16 protein-coding genes are annotated in these 18,072 nt (G+C 50.5%); 10 read left to right on the top strand and 6 right to left on the bottom strand.

Translation table 11 applies throughout. The features are described 5' to 3' along the window. The first annotated feature begins 17 nt into the window (after positions 1-17). The 5 genes from GK091_RS02640 to GK091_RS02620 all read left to right on the top strand — a co-directional run bounded on the left by GK091_RS02640 (position 18) and on the right by GK091_RS02620 (position 4,371). Positions 18-686, top strand: coding sequence for a hypothetical protein (locus tag GK091_RS02640; RefSeq protein WP_164035066.1), 669 nt, complete (start codon positions 18-20; stop codon positions 684-686). Positions 687-780: 94 nt separating this feature from the next. Then, entirely contained in the window at positions 781-1,590 is an 810-nt protein-coding gene (locus tag GK091_RS02635; RefSeq protein WP_164035065.1) for a PD-(D/E)XK nuclease-like domain-containing protein, read from the top strand. Positions 1,591-1,674: 84 nt separating this feature from the next. After that, positions 1,675-2,022 carry a hypothetical protein gene (locus GK091_RS02630; RefSeq protein ID WP_164035064.1) on the top strand — a complete coding sequence of 116 codons (348 nt, stop codon included), beginning with the start codon at positions 1,675-1,677 and terminating at the stop codon, positions 2,020-2,022. Between the two features lie 186 nt (positions 2,023-2,208). Further along, entirely contained in the window at positions 2,209-2,982 is a 774-nt protein-coding gene (locus GK091_RS02625) for a pentapeptide repeat-containing protein (RefSeq protein WP_164035063.1), read from the top strand. Positions 2,983-3,180: 198 nt separating this feature from the next. Beyond that, the gene (locus tag GK091_RS02620; protein WP_164035062.1) at positions 3,181-4,371 is read left to right on the top strand and encodes a DUF748 domain-containing protein; all 1,191 of its coding nucleotides are present in this window, start codon (positions 3,181-3,183) and stop codon (positions 4,369-4,371) included. Positions 4,372-4,420: 49 nt separating this feature from the next. Here the strand turns inward: GK091_RS02620 and GK091_RS02615 are convergent, their stop codons facing one another. Both GK091_RS02615 and GK091_RS02610 read right to left on the bottom strand, forming a co-directional pair. Continuing rightward, positions 4,421-4,786: a hypothetical protein gene (locus tag GK091_RS02615; protein ID WP_164035061.1), complete on the bottom strand. Its 366-nt coding sequence runs from the start codon at positions 4,784-4,786 to the stop codon at positions 4,421-4,423. A 109-nt stretch (positions 4,787-4,895) separates the two neighbouring features. Beyond that, a complete protein-coding gene (locus GK091_RS02610) occupies positions 4,896-5,189 on the bottom strand; it encodes a hypothetical protein (protein WP_164035060.1) in 294 nt (97 codons plus the stop codon). Positions 5,190-5,378: 189 nt separating this feature from the next. Between GK091_RS02610 and GK091_RS02605 the strand changes: the two genes are divergently transcribed. The 4 genes from GK091_RS02605 (at position 5,379) to GK091_RS02590 (ending at position 9,275) form a co-directional block, all read left to right on the top strand. Beyond that, positions 5,379-5,975: an RNA polymerase sigma factor gene (locus GK091_RS02605; RefSeq protein WP_164035059.1), complete on the top strand. Its 597-nt coding sequence runs from the start codon at positions 5,379-5,381 to the stop codon at positions 5,973-5,975. A 27-nt stretch (positions 5,976-6,002) separates the two neighbouring features. Beyond that, positions 6,003-6,422 carry a hypothetical protein gene (locus GK091_RS02600; RefSeq protein ID WP_246202127.1) on the top strand — a complete coding sequence of 140 codons (420 nt, stop codon included), beginning with the start codon at positions 6,003-6,005 and terminating at the stop codon, positions 6,420-6,422. 191 nt (positions 6,423-6,613) lie between these two features. Continuing rightward, positions 6,614-7,312, top strand: a complete 699-nt coding sequence (locus GK091_RS02595; RefSeq protein ID WP_164035058.1) for a porin family protein — start codon at positions 6,614-6,616, stop codon at positions 7,310-7,312. A gap of 364 nt (positions 7,313-7,676) precedes the next feature. Continuing rightward, a complete protein-coding gene (locus tag GK091_RS02590; RefSeq protein WP_246202126.1) occupies positions 7,677-9,275 on the top strand; it encodes a DUF4394 domain-containing protein in 1,599 nt (532 codons plus the stop codon). An 87-nt stretch (positions 9,276-9,362) separates the two neighbouring features. On the opposite strand, the gene carB is transcribed toward GK091_RS02590, so the two are convergent. After that, a complete protein-coding gene (gene carB, locus GK091_RS02585) occupies positions 9,363-12,239 on the bottom strand; it encodes a carbamoyl-phosphate synthase large subunit (protein WP_164035057.1) in 2,877 nt (958 codons plus the stop codon). 505 nt (positions 12,240-12,744) lie between these two features. On the opposite strand from carB, the gene GK091_RS02580 reads away from it, so the two are divergent. Beyond that, entirely contained in the window at positions 12,745-14,178 is a 1,434-nt protein-coding gene (locus GK091_RS02580) for a hypothetical protein (protein ID WP_164035056.1), read from the top strand. A gap of 138 nt (positions 14,179-14,316) precedes the next feature. Here GK091_RS02580 and GK091_RS02575 read toward each other — a convergent pair whose 3' ends face one another. The 3 genes from GK091_RS02575 to GK091_RS02565 all read right to left on the bottom strand — a co-directional run bounded on the left by GK091_RS02575 (position 14,317) and on the right by GK091_RS02565 (position 18,001). Further along, positions 14,317-15,087, bottom strand: a complete 771-nt coding sequence (locus GK091_RS02575; protein ID WP_164035055.1) for a ferritin-like domain-containing protein — start codon at positions 15,085-15,087, stop codon at positions 14,317-14,319. A 13-nt stretch (positions 15,088-15,100) separates the two neighbouring features. After that, complete coding sequence (locus GK091_RS02570; protein ID WP_164035054.1) at positions 15,101-15,850, bottom strand: ferritin-like domain-containing protein; 750 nt, start codon at positions 15,848-15,850, stop codon at positions 15,101-15,103. A gap of 309 nt (positions 15,851-16,159) precedes the next feature. After that, positions 16,160-18,001: an ABC transporter ATP-binding protein gene (locus GK091_RS02565; RefSeq protein WP_164035053.1), complete on the bottom strand. Its 1,842-nt coding sequence runs from the start codon at positions 17,999-18,001 to the stop codon at positions 16,160-16,162. Positions 18,002-18,072: the final 71 nt, after the last annotated feature.

Raw genomic sequence — 18,072 nt, 5'->3', positions numbered from 1 at the left:
GTAAACAACAAATACTAATGAACACACAAAACAAAAGCCAAATCGAGACAAATCAAAGCGATGGTGCCCTGAAACCGCATCAAAAGATGGAAGATCTTGCAAATGATGTCGTGACTAGTGGAACCACCCGGCGGTATAAGTATCTGGAAGGGCATCCACGCCAGTACCGATTCGACGCGAAAGAGGGTGTGTTCAACATTAACGGCGCGGAAAAGATAGGGCGCACGCTCACGTTTCAACCCGTAGCCTGGCGGATATTTACCGACAATATCCTGAACATGGGCACCAAAAACTGGGCTGAACTCTTTTTCATCGACGACAAAAACTGTGTATCGGCTATTCTTTTCCACGGGTATTCGGTCGATAATATTTTCCGGCTCATCGAACCACTCTATTACGACGACCTGACGCTGGCCGATGTGGTCATCACAGCCGTTGCCGAGAAGAAGGAAAACAACAAGATTCAGCCCAAAGGCGTCTACTACATTTCTACCTTCTCGTACAAGATGGGCGATGTCGAGAAAACAGCCGAGTTGAAGCAATTTGCTCAGAACCAAAAGATTTTCCGCCAGGAAACGCTCACTGACATTGCCAATATTAAGACGGCCATGAACTACTACAATCCGTTCGCCAATCTTGCCGAAGAAGCCGACGACGTTCCGCTATTATCGGCTGGACAGGTTTAAGCCGCAGCTAAGCGACTGAGTAACGCTGGCCGATGGGGAGCCCCCCTTTGCCAGCGTTACCTGTACACTCATTGACACCCATCAACCAGTCTACATGATTTCTCAACCGTTGATCTCCCTACCGCAGCCGATGCTTCGTCCCGGCGATGATTACCGCGCACTGCCCCGCGTGTCGAACTCAGATTTGACGCGCTTAAAAGAAGAACAGCTGGGGTACTGGTCGGTTCCGTCAGCGCGCTTTATTCCCGAAAAGACGAAAGTGTTTGGCCGGGCCTTTCACCAGCACCTGCTCGAACCCGAAACGATCGGTACTGTTTTTGAGCAGTTTCTGCCGGATATGGTCGGCCCATCGCAGCAATCCGGTCACGATCTGTTGGCCCCCGCTCAAACCGAGCAGTTGACGGCGCTGATGCGGACGATCAAACAGGATACGTTCTGCCGGCGCTACCTACGCCTGTCGGAACGGGAGCGTGTGGTCCTTTTCACGGAACCAACGACCGGGATTGCCTGCAAAGCACGGCTGGACATGGTATATACCAGTCCCAAACGCCGAAATGCGCTGATTATCGACGTAAAAACGACGTCAGCCCGCACACAGGCTCAGTTTCTGGAATCGTGCTACACCTATGACTACGACCGTCAGGCTGCGTTTTACATCGATAGCCTGCGTAATGCCGACGCCCGCGATGGCGGACTGGCCGAGTGGGAATCGACCCGTCAGTTCCGGTTCGTGTTCATCGGCGTTATGAAGCAGCGTCCGCACCGGCTCTTTGCCGTCGATGCCACGTCAATTCCCGGCTTTATCGACTATGGTCGAAAAAAATACCGCTTCTGGCTTCGTAAGTGGCAGGAAGAACAGGAACGAACGGTGATTTCCAGCCCGGCCTGGAGTATGACTGCCTAATTCATTTGTCGTTTTTGCGCCTATCCGTTGCTGATTCGTTAAGGGATAAACGCAGAAACAACAGATCACAAACCACAAACCCTTATGAACGCTTCCATTATCACGCTGACCCCTACCCCGCTCAATTTCGACTGGGGCACCGATGGATTAGTGCTGTGGATCGAAGAACTGGATAGTACAGACAGCCTGGCGGGTCAGATGAGCGACGTTATGGACCGAATTGCGTTTGCGATCGAGTTGCAAACCGGCTGGGACCACCGCATCGATGGTGACACGCTGCATCCGCTCTATGGCTATCGGCTCCTGCTGCGCGATGCATCGGGTTGCTGGAACGCCGTTCAGACCGACGAAACGGGCCATTACGCTGGCCTGACTCCGCTCGAAGAAATGGATTACGAAATTGCTTACGAGCGCGTTATGTGGCTTGATTAGGCTACCGATTACGGCGGAAAACCGTAGACTAATACCCAAAAACCGTCAGCCTCGAACGAAGTTGCCGGTTTTTGCTTTTGCAACCATCGCGTTACTAATCTTGCTCAGTGCGACGTAGTTTACCGGCTGATGCAACCTTTCGTCAACCCGTTGCATCTTTGCTTAAACAAGCAAAGCATCCGGATTATGAAAACACTACTTACCTCACTCCTGCTCGCCCTCGTTGCACTGGTTCCTGCGTTGGCTCAATCGACCGTCGATGCCAAGACTATCCTTGCCAAAATCAACCGTAAAGAAGCCGTTTCATACCAGAACGTAACCATTACCGGCGATCTCGATCTGACGAATCTGGCCAATCGGAGAGAAGTACGCGAGGGTAGCTGGAGAGGTGAATCGCGGGAATACCTGAGCGTTGTCGAAGCACCGATTACCTTCAAGAATTGTACGTTCAAAGGGAAATTCCTGGCTTATCATACGGACGATCAGGACAGAAAAATCCTGAACGTAACTAACACAGTTTACAACACCGACTTCACCGAAGCGATAACAATTGAGAGCTGCACTTTTACCGATGATGCGACCTTCAAGTATTCTCATTTTCAGCAACGTGCCATTTTTACGGACAACACCTTCCGGGAGATAGCCCTGTTCAAATACGCTAAATTCAACAGTGTAGCTGATTTCAGCGGCTCAACGTTTGGTGATTATGCTGACTTCAAATATGCTGCGTTCAATGAATCGTCGGCTTTTCAGCAAGTAACTTTCGAGCGGTACGCCGATTTCAAGTACACGAAGTTCGATGAAAGTGCTGATTTCAAACGAGCTCGGTTCACCAGCACTGCCGACTTCAAATACACGAAACTGCCCCGTAACACTAACTTCGACGACGCCCGTTTCAACGGATCGACCGACTTCAAGTACACGACACTGAATGGTCGAAAATTCTCTCCGAATAACTAGTATAACGAAGAACTGAAAACAGCGAACGGGGTATCTAATTGGACAGGTAGTGGTTGTATGACGGTAGCAAAATACCTCGACGATCACCCTGTCAATCAAGTACCCCGTTGGCTAATCAGTATCCGTTACTCTATTCGCATCCTTAACTAATTGCCCCAATCGCAGGTTTATCAAGACGTTACACCAACTACACCCGTTTTGAACCGCACAACCAAGATTCTAATCGCCTTCGTCGTTCTGGTGATTATCGCTCGATTGCTGCTGCCTTATTTTGTGCTGCGGTACGTTAACAAGACCCTGGCCGACATGGACGGCTACACGGGACACGTCGAAGATATTGACATTCAGCTTATTCGGGGTGCTTATCAGATCGATGAGTTGCGGGTTCGCAAGATCAATGGCAAGATCAAAGAACCGTTTCTGTTCATTCCCAAAACGGACCTGTCCATTGAATGGAAGTCGCTGTTCAAGGGTAAGCTCGTCAGTGAAGTAGAGTGTTACGAACCTGAACTGAACTTTGCTTTCGCTGACAGTGAAGCCAGCAGCCAGACCGGGGTCGAGGTTGACTGGACAGCCTACCTTAAAAAACTGCTGCCGATCAACATTAACCGGTTCGCCATCATCAACGGCACCATCAATCTAACCAGTCTCGTTACGCAGCCCCGCGCCGATCTTGCACTCAAACAGTTTCAGGGCGAAGTTCGAAACATTCGGAACGTAGAGGACAAGGCAAATCAGCTTCCGTCGCCCGTGACGGCCACCGGCAACGTACCCGGCTACGGCGGTACAATGACCTTCAGCGCCAACATGAATCTGCTGAAAGTTGTCCCCGACTTTGACTACAATCTCCGGTTCAGCGATTTACAACTGCTAAAGCTCAATCCACTGGCCAAAGAGTATGCTAACCTCGACTTCGAGCGAGGCACCGTGAGCGTTTACAGTGAGATGGCCATGCTTAACAGTAAGCTCAATGGCTACCTCAAGCCGCTGACCAAAAACATGAAGATCTTCAAGCTTAACGAGCACGAAGGGCGATCGGTAGGGAAGTTTTTCACGGAACTGATTGCGCAGGCCGGAACGGCTGTATTCAAGAATCAGAAGCACGACCAGGTTGCTACCCGAATTCCGCTCAATGGGACGATTGACGATGTACAGACAGCCATTTGGCCAACGCTGTTTGGTGTGTTACGCAATGCATACATAGAAGCCTTCAAAGGCGAGTTCGACAATAACATTACGTTGCAGGACGCGCTCAAGAGCATAAAGGAAGATTACAAAGCGAAACGGGCGGAGCGCAAGGCCGAACGGAAAGAAAAACGCGCGGAAAGGAAGGCTGAGCGCAAAGAAAAGCGGGAAGCCCGCAAACGGGAGAAAGAAAAGTCGAAATAAACGATACGTCGGCCGTATAGCCGGTGGGCCATACGGCCGACATATCGTTTTACTGTTTCCGTTGGTTCATTGTATCGGGTCGGGCACCTGACGATGTTCGCCGTGGCGTATATTTTGGCTGTGTTTTGTGGATACCAGCATCCTTCTCCTTTTTGTAACTGGGAATGGCGTTGTCTTTGCTCTCCAGATTATCGCTCTGCGACGGCTTCGGTATAGGTTTGGTAGAGCGTCGGGCGGTAGCTGAAGTCGATGTACCTTTCGAGGCTGAGGCCGATGCGGCCTGTGTCGCCTTTGCGTTTGACTTTGTCGTCAGGCCGGAGGCTGGTTTGGCCGCACCCGTTTGGGCGGCCTGAGGTGCAGTCTGGGCCAGCGTAGTGGTCGTTATCAGCAAAGCACCGATCATAAATTTAATCATAACGTTGTTTTGTTTTAGCTAGAATAAGACTCTGTGAGCTACTCATTTGTTCGAATCCGATTATGAATTATCGGTTGGGTTCAGGCAGATGGAAACTGTCTGTTCCTTATCAAATTGTATCGACCCGCGTGGCCCCTCCCCGTCGGAGCGAATCAGGCCGTAACCGACGTTGTTTCCGATTCGGATTAGGCCGATTTTTGGGCAAGGTCGTGTCCATACCTTTCTCCAGTTTTCTCTGCTCCTGCCCGCTCATTTTTTTCAGCATGGGTTTAGGTAGGTTAGCCCGCCGATTGTCTTCCGTCGACGTTGTTTGCTGCATAGTCGGGGCCTGGTTGCTTTGGGCAGAAGCACTGACCAGTAAGCCGACCCATAGAACAGTGGTACTAAATACGATGCGTTTCATGACAGTGAGTATTTGTGTGTATACTCAACGAATACCGCCCAAAGAAGGTTATCAAGCGAATCGGTTATCGAGCTAATTTGCCAGAGCTGTTGTTCATAGGCTCTATCTGATCGGTTTTCGAATTAGATCCGGGTTAGTTATGGAATTATATGACTTCGTACATCTATAGGATAAGCAGGCAGGCAGCGTATGTTTCTGAAACGGTTCCGTAAATCCAGACCCACCACCGATGCGGAGTACATCTCGGCATACCGTGCCACGGGCGATCTGGCCGTGTTGGGCGAACTCTATGAGCAACACATGGAGTTGGTCTACGCCGTTTGCTACAACTACCTGCGCGACGAAGACGAAGCCAAAGATGCTGTGATGCACCTGTTTGAGCAGTTGATTACTGATCTTCGCAAACACGATGTTCAACAGTTTCAGTCCTGGCTTCACAGCGTTGCCCGCAATTACTGCCTGATGCAGTTGCGTAAAAGTCAGACGCATCCCAGGGCCGTTCAATTATCAGGATTGACAGGTGAGAGCGAAACCGAAGAGAATCCGGTTACGACCCTGATCGCTGACGAATCAGACGATCGAACGCTTGATCTCGAAGAAGATCTGACGCGGATGGAAGCCTGTCTGCAAACGCTGCCCAGTGAACAACGCATGTGTCTGACACTATTCTACCTTGATCAAAAAAGTTACACGGAAGTTGCGGACCTGACCGGTTTCGAGCTTAAACAAGTAAAAAGTTATTTGCAAAACGGGCGACGAATGCTGAAACTTTGCATGAGCAAATAACTTCGATGGCCCGTTTGTATTACTACTATGAATGACCAATTGACTTTTGACGATTTGCGAGCCTACCAGGCCGGAAGACTGACTGGTCCGGCGCAGCACCGGGTCGAGCGGTTGCTGCTGGAAGATCCTTTTTATGCCGACGCACTGGCCGGACTTGAAGCGATGCAGCAAACCGCCAAGCCTACCGCCGAACAGCTGGCCAGTCTGCGGGGGGCGTTACAGGAGCGCATTCATACCACGGCCACAAAAAAAAGGCTGTGGCCTCTCTGGATTGCCACAACGACCGCTGCCATTCTCTTCATGCTGGCTATGGCGATCTATTTTATATTCTTCTTCCCGAAACAACCTGCCAAACCGAAACCCGTCGATACGCCTAAAACGACGCAGCAAATCAAGCGCATAAACCCGACGAACGTAGCGTTTACGTTCTCTATGAGAACCGCCTGAGTGGGTTTCTGACTCGTGGCGAAACGAGTGTCTTCCGATGCCTTGGCTGCCATCATCCAGCAGGTGATTACTTACTACGAATCTTTATAAATTACCCGTTCCAGAGCCGGGATATAAGAACTCACTTGATAGAGTAAAACATTTTCGAAAGAACGAGCGTTAACCGGGCATAACAAACAATTCTACATTCTATGTTTCGCTCAATTTCGCTACGTTTTCTCACCATTCTATGCGTAGCCCTATTAAGTTGCCTATCAACTACTTATGCACAGCAACGCTTTAGCGCAGGCCCCCGTATTGGCTTGAATATGTCCACATTGCGGGGCGATGTACAAAATTTCAAGTTGACTCCGGGTCTGACTGCCGGCGCTTTTCTGATGTACAGCTCCCTCAATCACTTCGGCATCTCCGCTGACGTGTTGTATTCTCAACGCGGTGGTAAGTTTGAAGGCAACACAAACGGTGTACCCGAAGAATTTAAACATCGGATAAACTATCTGGAGATTCCGATTGCGTTACGTTACTTCCTGACGCTTGATGGCAACTTCAGACCTAACATTTTCTTTGGCCCTTCGCTGTTTATACCCCTGAGCGCCCAAGTCGTTAAGCAGAAGACGAACGGCGTGGCTCAACCCGATGTAGACAATTCCCAGGCGTTCAAGAATGCTGATCTTGGCTTGTTCGCTGGCTTCCAGTTAAATTTTCCAGGATTTGGTCAGCGGCAGCGTTTCCTGATCGATGCTCGTTACACATTTGGACTGACCGATATAACCAAGCAGCCTATACGGGGTGGAACTGGCGCTCAGAATGTTTATAACTCAGGCGCTACTATAACGCTAGGCTATGGCTTTGGTGTTGGCCCTGAATATCGCAGCCGTTACCGGAAATAGTTTTCTAGGAAGGTATTGGCACAAAAAAGCCCTGTCGGATGACCGACAGGGCTTTTTTGTGCGATCAAAGGTTGATTTCAGGACGAGTCAGCATGTGGTGATTCTTTAGACCAGCCTCATCAGACGGATTAAAAGAAATTAAAACCAAACGTTGATTTCTTGACTTTTCAGACTCGTTTTGACATCAATAATCACGAGCCAAGGGCAACCAGTTCTAAGAAAACACTTATGAATCAAATGCTTACAAACGCCAGTTTTTACGAAAGCCGTACCTACCACAAAATATAATTTTAATCTTTTTTTAATACAACCCAATCCGTTCCGAGTTAATGTCCGTATAGGCATTCAGTTATTATACACGCTTATGAAATCTTTTTCCCAACCAATTATGTCCTACAACAAACCTCTCCGCTCCCTAGCTGGTCTGCTCTCTTTCGGATTGTTGCTGTCGCTCAACGCCTGTCGGGATGTTCAGCCGTTAGACCCGCAAAGTAATTACGGCACCGCCAATGCCCGTTTGTCAGCCGACTTTATGTTTTATGCGCTGACCGATAACAACCAGTTGCTGAAGATAAACACGCAAAACCCAGGGGTAAACCAGGGAACGATCAGCATCACCGGCGTTCAGAACAACGAACGGCTGGTAAGCATCGATTTCCGGCCCGCTACAGGTCAGTTGTACGGCGTAAGTAACGGCAGCCGGGTTTACATGATCAACCTTGCCAACGGCGTTGCTACCCCACTGGGATCGGGGCCGTTTACACCGAGCATCAACGGCGACGTGGTTGGTTTCGATTTCAACCCAACGGTTGATCGCATCCGGCTTGTTACCAACAAAGGACAGAATTTGCGGCTGAACCCGGAAACGGGAGCCGTGATGATTGTTGACGGTCCAATCAACGGGGTTGCGAACGCAGCCGTTTCGGCAGTTGCTTACACGAACAGCCGGGCGGGTGTTACAACGACGACGCTATATGACATCGACCCTATCACCGACAAACTGTATCGTCAGGATCCGCCCAACAATGGTACACTGGTTGAAGTCGGTTCATTGGGTATTGATATTGCTGGTCGGGGCAGTTTTGACATTGCACCGGACGGTAATGCGATTGCGACGTTGATCAACGGTATTACACAAGGTCTTTATGAGATCAATCTGACAAGCGGTCGTGCTGAGCGGCTGGGTGATTTGCCTGGTTCGACGAGCATCGTTGGCTTAGCCATTCAAACCGAACCCGTTGCCTACGCCGTTGATGGTGCCAATATGCTGCATATTTTCAACCCAATGACCGGATCGTCGGTTACTAAGTCCATAACGGGCCTACAAGGTGGTGAAACCGTGTATGGTATTGATTTTCGTCCTGCCAATGGTCAGCTTTATGCGCTGGGCAGCACGAGCCGGCTTTACACGATCAACACATCGAACGGAGCGGCAACGGCGATTGGTTCAGGCTCGTTTTCTCCATCGATACCAAGCGGGGGCGGTGATTTTGGCTTTGACTTCAACCCAACGGTTGACCGCATTCGGCTAGTTGGTTTCAACGGGCAGGATCTGCGACTCAATCCGGATAATGGAACAGTAGCCGCAGTAGATGGCACCTTGGCGTTCGCTTCTGGTCAGGGCTCACCGAACGTAACGGGCGCAGCGTACACAAACAACTTCGCGGGTTCGACCGCTACGACGCTCTTCGATATCGACACTCGTACGGGTAGTGCGTTGCTAGTGCGGCAGGCTCCGCCAAACGACGGTACGCTGGTCCCTGTTGGCCCATTAGGCGTCGAGATCGAAGGCGGCAATGGCTTCGACATCGGCGGTACGTCGAACACAGGTTATGCCCTGCTTCGTTCGGGTGGATCATCTAAAGTATACACGATCAACTTAACGACGGGAGCGGCTACAGCGGGTGCTACATTGAGTGGCAATCCTTCCATCCGCGGATTTGCTGTCGGCCTGGGTTTCTAATAAACTATATTTTCCACCCGGTAACGCAACAGCCCGGCCTGCTTAGAGTAGGCCGGGCTGTTGCGTTTTGATTACTAATTTCGGTTCCTACCGGCTCAGGTAGAGATTCCGTTCGGCGTATACTTTCTGGAAGAAGTCGTCGCTCAGATCGTCGATGAAGTAAATTCCTTCACCCGTCGATTTCATTTCGGGACCGAGTTCTTTGTTGACGTTCGGGAATTTGCTGAACGAGAACACTGGAATCTTGATCGCGTATCCTTTCTTCACCGGCTTAAAGTCAAAATCTTTCACCTTCTTATCGCCCAGCATCACCTTCGTCGCGTAGTTGACATACGGCTCCTGATAGGCCTTACAGATGAACGGCACCGTCCGGCTGGCACGTGGATTGGCTTCAATGATATAGACGATCTCGTCCTTGATCGCAAACTGAATATTGATCAGCCCGACGGTTTTCAGCGCGACGGCAATCTTTTTGGTATGCTCTTCAATCTGCCGGAGCACATTTTCACTCAGATCGAACGTGGGTAACACCGCATACGAGTCGCCGGAGTGAATCCCCGCCGGTTCAATGTGTTCCATGATGCCGATGATGTAGACGTCTTCGCCATCGCAGATCGCGTCGGCTTCGGCTTCAATGGCGTTTTCAAGAAAGTGGTCGAGCAGGATGTTGTTATCGGGAATATCCTTCAGGATCTTCATCACGTGCTGCTCCAGTTCATTCTCGTTGATAACTATCTTCATGTTCTGACCGCCGAGCACGTAACTTGGTCGTACCAGAAGTGGGAAGCCCAACTCCCGCGATAGTTCGATTGCTCCTTCCGACTCGCGAATGGTGCCAAATTTAGGATACGGAATGTCGAGTTGACGAAGCATGTCGGAGAAATGACCCCGGTCTTCGGCCAGATCGAGCGCTTCCCAGCTTGTACCAATAATTTTGATCCCGTAGCGGGTAAGCTTCTCCGCCATCTTAAGCGCCGTCTGTCCACCCAGTTGCACAATGACGCCTTCGGGCTGTTCGTGCATGATGATGGCGTGTACGTGCTCCCAGAAGACTGGCTCGAAATACAGTTTATCGGCAATGTCAGGATCGGTAGAGACCGTTTCCGGATTACAGTTGATCATGATCGTCTCATAACCCGCTTCCTTCGCGGCCAACACGCCATGTACGCAGGAGTAATCGAACTCGATACCCTGCCCGATGCGGTTTGGTCCCGATCCTAGCACAACGATCTTTTTCCGGTCGCTCCGAATCGACTCGTTACCAGGCAGATCAGAAACAGGTTCCGGCCGGTCGGTGGTGATGGGCAACTGGTTGTTGAACGTCGAATAATAGTACGGCGTTTTTGCCTCAAACTCCGCGGCACAGGTATCTACGCATTTGAACACCCGTCGGATATTATGCTTCTGCCGGTACTGATAAATCTTGCTCTCTCTGACCTGCAACAAGTGGGCAAGCTGCCGATCCGCGTACCCTTTTTGTTTTGCCGTGCGCAGCAATTCGGGGGGTAAATCGTCCAGATCATATTGTTCGATCTCACGTTCCAGTTCGATCAGTTCCTCGATCTGATGCAGGAACCAGGGATCGATTTTAGTCAACTGCTGAATCGTACGGAACGACATACCGGCTTTGAACGCATCGTAGATATGAAACAGTCGGTTCCAGCTCGGATGCGCCAGACTCTGCCGCAACGCATCACGGTCGGTCAGTTCGCGACCATCGGCGCCGAGACCATTCCGGCGAATCTCGAGCGATTGACAGGCTTTTTGCAAGGCTTCTTGGAAATTCCGGCCAATACCCATCGCTTCGCCCACCGACTTCATTTGTAAGCCCAGTGACCGGTCAGCACCCGGAAATTTGTCGAAGTTCCAGCGTGGCACTTTTACGATGACGTAATCGATAGCCGGTTCGAAAAACGCCGAAGTCGTACCCGTAATCGGATTGATCAGCTCATCGAGATTATACCCAACGGCCATTTTAGCGGCAATCTTGGCAATGGGATAGCCCGTTGCTTTTGAGGCCAGCGCCGACGACCGGCTTACGCGTGGGTTTACTTCGATGACGATAATATCGTCGGTTTGTGGATTGATGGAGAACTGAATGTTGCAACCGCCCGCAAACTGCCCGATGCCACTCATAACCCGAATGGACAGATCCCGCATTTTCTGATACAACGTATCGGGCAGGGTCATGGCCGGAGCTACCGTAATAGAGTCGCCGGTATGAATACCCATTGGGTCGAAGTTCTCAATGGAGCAGATGATGATGAAATTGCCGTTGTTATCACGCAGCAACTCCAGTTCATACTCTTTCCAGCCCATTACGCTCTGCTCGACAAGGACCTCATGTACCGGCGACGCGTGCAGGCCATTCGTCAGGGCTTTATCGAATTCTTCGGGAGTGTTGACAAAGCCGCCCCCCGTACCGCCAAGCGTGAATGATGGGCGAATAACGAGTGGAAAGCCAATTTCCTGAGCAATTTCTTTGCCTTCCAGAAACGAACGGGCTGTGCGACCTTTACAAACACCAGCCCCAAGTTCCAGCATCAACAGCCGGAATTTCTCCCGATCTTCGGTTGTTTCGATCGCGCGGATATCCACACCAATGATCTCTACACCGTATTTTTCCCAGATACCTGCCTTGTCGCAATCGATAGCCAGGTTCAGTGCCGTTTGACCACCCATTGTCGGCAGGACCGCGTCGATTGGCCGCCCCATTTCCTGATGTTTTTTCAGGATTTCAACAATGGATTTTTTCTCCAATGGCAGCAGATACACATGATCGGCGTTGATTGGATCGGTCATGATCGTTGCCGGATTGGAGTTGATCAGCGACACTTCAATACCTTCCTCCCGGATGGAGCGGGCCGCCTGTGAACCGGCATAATCAAACTCACAAGCCTGTCCGATAACGATAGGACCAGAACCGATAATAAGAACCGAGCGGATTTTAGCGTTTTTAGGCATTTTTCAGCGGGACAATGAACCGCGCGGGCGAATCCAGGCCGGGCGGTCCCGAATGAATGATGAACGATTGACTCGTGACGAACACCGGCTTTTTGCTAGTCAAGCCGGTATGGGGTAGTCAAAAATCCTGCAAAATTAGGGGTTTACGGGGGAATGGAAAAGGAGAATTTTAGAATTAACCTGAACAGATAAAATTATCCGTTCGTAAGTCAATGCCGTTTTTCGTGCGATGCCTGTTAAAAACGGCTAGCAGGAGCCGTAAATGGCCTTTGTCAGCGATCGACCGACACGTACCGACTCAAACTCTAAGAGTTACCAGTAGCAATAATTAATACTGCGATAAACCTCACTCAATTCATAAACAGTAATTTCGGCTTGGTACGCCCCTTGTATTTCAGTCAGAGCACAGCTGTTCCCCTTACGGCTCCGTCAGCTGGTCAGTGGATAATAATAGTTGGAAAACGCAGGGTAGGGTCGTATTTTTGATTTAATCATTTTTTAATCTATGCACCGAACACGCTTCTACCTGTACTCGCTGTGTATCGTCGTTAGTATGCTGGCTTTTACCTGTGTCCGTGAGTATCCGGCTACGGCTCCGTATACACCGCCTACTACGCCTACCAATCCGGGAAATCTGCCGCCACAAACCCAGCCTGTTGTCCAGAATCGGCTATTTATCGGCAACGACAAAGTGCGGGTAGCGATCGACCTGAATATGGGCGGAGCGATCAACTACCTCTCCGAAGCGGGTAGTTCGGAAAACATGGTCAATAACTATGATCTGGGTCGCCAGTTACAAACATCACTGTATGCGGGTCCTTACCCCTACTCGGTGAATGGCAAAGATCCGGTCTATTTCTGGCGAAATCTGGGCTGGAACCCTGTTCAAACGGGTGATTATTATAACCATCCGGCTCGCGTGGTCAGTTATCAGCAGGGGCAGAATACGCTGTATGTCAAAACGGTTCCGCTCATCTGGCCCCTCTTCGACGAACCTGCCGACTGCGTGATGGAGCACTGGATCGAACTTCAGGGGAATACGGTCCACGTACGGAGCCGCACAACAGCTAACCGTCTCGATACGACCCAATATGACGCCCGGACTCAGGAGATGCCCTGCGTTTATCTCAACGCGCCCTACTACCGCATGGTTACCTACACCGGCAATCAGCCGTTCACCAACGGAGCCGTAACCGAAATTTCGCAACGGGAGATGATCAGTCATTACACGACCGAAAACTGGACAGCACTGCTTAACGCCAACGGGCGTGGAGTGGGTCTGCATCAACCTAACCAGTTCCGATTCAAAACGAATGCGTTCGGGTCCGGTCAGACAGGTAACGAACTCGACGTTACGAGTACGTATATGAACGCTGACGGATTTGCCCAGATCGATCATAATGGCGTTTTTGAGTACGAGTATACCCTGATCGTTGGCTCACTGGCTGATATTCGGCAGTATGTGTATAGCCAGCCGCGTCCGGCCACGCTCCCTAATTTCAAATTTACGCAGGATCGTCAGGGATGGTTTTATTACAACGTCAACGATAAGGGATCACCTATTCAGAACGAGCTGGCGGTACGCTGGCAGCGCGTCGATACAACGAAGGCAAACTTCCGGGTATGTAGCCCGTTCGTCTACTGGAACCCAACCGATTTGAAGAAGATTTACATTCAGGCCGCTTTCACAACGAAGGCAACTATAGCCCGAATGGTCTGGCGTAAACCGGAAGATTATGACTTTCTCGACGGTCCGGACCGCCAGATCGACTTCCCGATTATTGGCGACGGGCAATTCAGAACGTATGAGATCAACTTAAGTGGTCATACCGGATGGAATGGTATTATCAATCAGATCTGTCTGCTCAATCCGCAGAACAGCGTTGAGAAAGGATCGCTCATGAGGCTACGGAGTGTTACGGCCACACCTAGTTTGTAGCCTGAACGAATCGGTTATAAATGAAAAGCCCTGGTTAGCGCTAACCGGGGCTTTTCATTTAAACGCTGTATAAACTAATTGGGTGGCTAGCTGAGCAGAGACCTGTTCAACAACCACCCAATTAGCACTCCACTTTATCTATGCCAAGAACGGCGTAGCAATAGCTAGTACCTGCGCCTTGGTCAGTGGTTCATCGAATGCGCCGGTAACCTGATCGACACCAAGGCCCGTCAGATTGACCACATCAACACCACCCTGTACCCGCACGTCATCGCCAGCATATACAGCAGCTGGTACGCCCATTGCGCCCATGATCCAGCCACGACTACCATTCAGGTAGCGTACTTTCGCTGCGTGCATTGCTTCTACTGAGTGAATCTGTAGGGCAATCGTCAATACGTCTGGTGCGCTGATCAAATTGCCAGCCTGGCCTTTGTAGGCACGAACACCAGTATCTTCAAATGCCTGAGAAAGGGTCAGGAATGTCCGATAGTTAGAGAATGTATCCGGGAAAGCACCTTTCGCCGAGAAATCGAAGTTAGGCTTCGCAATGGCCGCGCCACCCAGTGCTGATTTCAGCAAGGCAACGTGCGCATTTTCGTGTTTCGCAATCTGCTGGAATGTGCTCAAGCCTTCCATACCCGTAATCAGACCGGGAGCGGCCAGACCACGATTGTAGAATTCAGCTTCCAGATATTCAAGCGTCAGCGCGAAGTTAAGCACATCGGCAACAGAACTACTCTGTGCGTAAGCGTTGTTTAGAACAGCACCTAACGCTACAGGAGCTGCGGCTTTAACCGACTTCTTCAGTAAATTCTGGAAAACGTGACGACGAGATACGTGAGCTACCCGTTCGAATACGTCAGCATCAACCTTCTCAATTTCAGTAAGTATGTTTTGTAGATTCATGGCTGTTGATTAGTTATGCACGACGTCCGTTTTTACCATTAACGATTTCCTGAATGAAGGGGCGAACCAGCATCAGAACTTCTTCTGGTGTGCGAGCTTCTCCCAACCCTGTTGATGGCGCAACGATATCATCACCAGAGAAAGACATTGTTTGTGGGCTGACCAGCTCGCTGATGATCGCCGTGTGACGAGCTTCAACCGAAACGATTTTTCCAGCAAGTACCAGGTAATCTGGTGTGGTAATGTATTTACCGGCACCATTGTAAGCAGATACACCAACGGCTTCGAATACACGCGCGGTACCTAGCACAGACGCACGGCTGTTGAAGTTGATAGAGCTGAAGTTAGGCGTTAGGCCTGGAATAGCCGCACTAGCTAATGCTGCTTTAAACAGTTCGCGGTGAGCAATTTCGTGATCACGGATATCACTCAGAATAGCCCGTTCGTAACCACTCATGCCCGAGTATGGCGTCATGAGTACCTGCATATAAAAAGCTGCTTCCAGCTGCTCTAACGCGTAAGCGTAATTCAGTACGTTTACGTCTTTAGAACCGATGTCGCCAAGGTCAACGGCTTCACCAGCGCGGGCAGAACCTGTCGCTACAGATGGGTCAACAATTTGATCGTGGCAAGCACTTAATACTACACCAGCTGCTGCGGTGGCGCCAAGATAGCGCATGAACACACGGCGACCCAGGGCGGCCGATGCTTTACCGGACAGACCTTGTGGTGTAACCGTTGGGTCGTTTGGTAGTTTTTCCATTGAGCATTCTAATTGTTTAGTGGAGTTGCCCCCCGACAGCCGAGGAACTGCACATAGATACTCGAAAACACGCCCGATGGATTTTTACTTTTTGCCTTTTTTTCAGCGTTTCGGTCGTTTTTGAGCCAGTGGCCCAAAAACGACCGTTCAATAACGATTTTACAGGAAAAATTAGTGATATTAAATAATTGTAAAATACAGTTTTTAGACCCTACGCTATGTGTGAAGGCCGCACCAATCACAAGTGACTGGTGCGGCCTTCACGTACCGAGCAGAGAAAGCTAATTCCGTTCGTCAGCTTGGGCTCACTTAAACATGCTGCATGGTGCTCAATTTCCGGTAGAATCCTTCATCGAGGGCCAGTAACTGATCGTGCCGACCCCGTTCGACGATACGCCCCTGATTGACGACCAGAATCTCGTCGGCATGCTGGATCGTGCTGAGTCGGTGCGCAATGACGAGTGTCGTCCGATTGGCCATTAACCGCGTCAGGGCTTCCTGAACCAGCTTTTCGGATTCGGTATCCAGCGCCGATGTGGCTTCGTCCAGAATTAGGATTGGGGGATTTTTCAAAATAGCGCGGGCAATACTAATCCGCTGTCGCTGCCCCCCCGATAACTTGCCGCCCCGGTCACCGATGATGGTCTGATAACCGTCCGGCTGGGCCATAATAAACGCATGGGCGTTGGCAATTCGGGCCGCTTCCATTACATCCGCTTCCGTAGCCGAACTCCCAAAGGCGATATTGTTGAAGATTGTGTCGTTGAACAGAATACTTTCCTGGGTAACAATACCCATCTGCGCCCGCGAGGACGCCATCGTACAATCGCGCAGGTCAACGCCATCAATCAGGATCTGGCCGTTAATTGGGTCATAAAAGCGCGGGATCAGATCGGCGATGGTCGACTTCCCTCCCCCCGACGATCCAACCAGTGCAATGGTTTTTCCTTTACACAAATCAAAGCTGATATCCTGCAAAACGGGCGTATCAGGCGTATAGGCGAAGGACACGTTCCTGACCGAAATCTTATGCTGAAAACCGGCCAGCGTTACAGCGCCGGGCTTATCCTGAACAGCGGGTTTCGTATCGATCAGTTCAAGCACCCGTTCGCCCGAAGCCAGTCCCCGCTGCGATCCGCTAAAGGCATTGGAAATATCTTTGGCGGGGCGGGTTACCTGCGAGAAAATAGCGATGTAGGAAATAAATTCAGCCGCGGTCAGGTCCGACTGGCCACTCAGGACCAGTGAGCCGCCGTAGAGCAGGATTCCAGCGACCACCGCCACGCCCATAACTTCCGAAAAGGGCGATGCCAGTTCGCGCCGGTTGGCGAGCGACCGAATCGCTTTTCGATAACCTTCGTTTTCCGTCCGAAACTTGTCCAGAATAAACCCCTCAGCCACGAATCCTTTCACGACCCGCATACCGCCGAACGTTTCATCCAATAAGCTGACCAGACCGCTCAATCGCTGCTGACCCTCCTGCGCATCCCGTTTCATCCGCCGGACCAGCGTAGCGATGAAGCCGCCCGAAATGGGAATAACGATAATGGCAAACAACGTTAGTTTGACCGAAATAAGCAGTAATGCGGTGACATAGCCGATCAGCAGGAACACTTCTTTCGACGCTGCCGACAGCGTGTTGGCAATGGAGTTTTCAACCTCCTGCACGTCGGTCGTTATGCGGGAGATCAGGTTTCCTTTACGCTCGTTTGAGAAAAAACCGAGGTGTAGCCGGAGTGTCTGGGCAAATACAGCTTCGCGGAGTTTCGCCACCATGCGCACTTTGAACGACTCTAACTGACGGACGGACAGATACTTGAACAGGTTATTGAACAGTACAGACAGCACGATGACAACGCAAACGAACCGAAGCGTACCGATTTGTCCGTAGGTGTAGAAAGCCTGCGCGAAATAATAATTGAAGACGCGGGTTGGCGACGTAACCACCGAAATCAGCGTAGGCGCTGGCTGACTCAGCAGCACTTGCATCTGCTTGGTATTGACCTGATTGAACAGCGTACTCAGTAATGGGATCAGCAGGGCAAAATTCAGAACGCCAAACACACTGGATAGTAGCGACGTCAGCACAAACGGTGTCAGAAAGCGGCCTAGTGGCTTGGCAAACGAGAGTAATCGAAGGTATGTTTTCATTGGTACGACAAAGGTACGTCCCTGAAAAAAATTTTATACCTAAGATTTCTAGGTATATAGAATTCTTTTGT

The sequence above is a fragment of the Spirosoma agri genome (genome assembly GCF_010747415.1).
Classification (GTDB): Bacteria; Bacteroidota; Bacteroidia; order Cytophagales; family Spirosomataceae; genus Spirosoma; species Spirosoma agri.
This window is presented reverse-complemented; position numbering and strand designations above follow the sequence as displayed.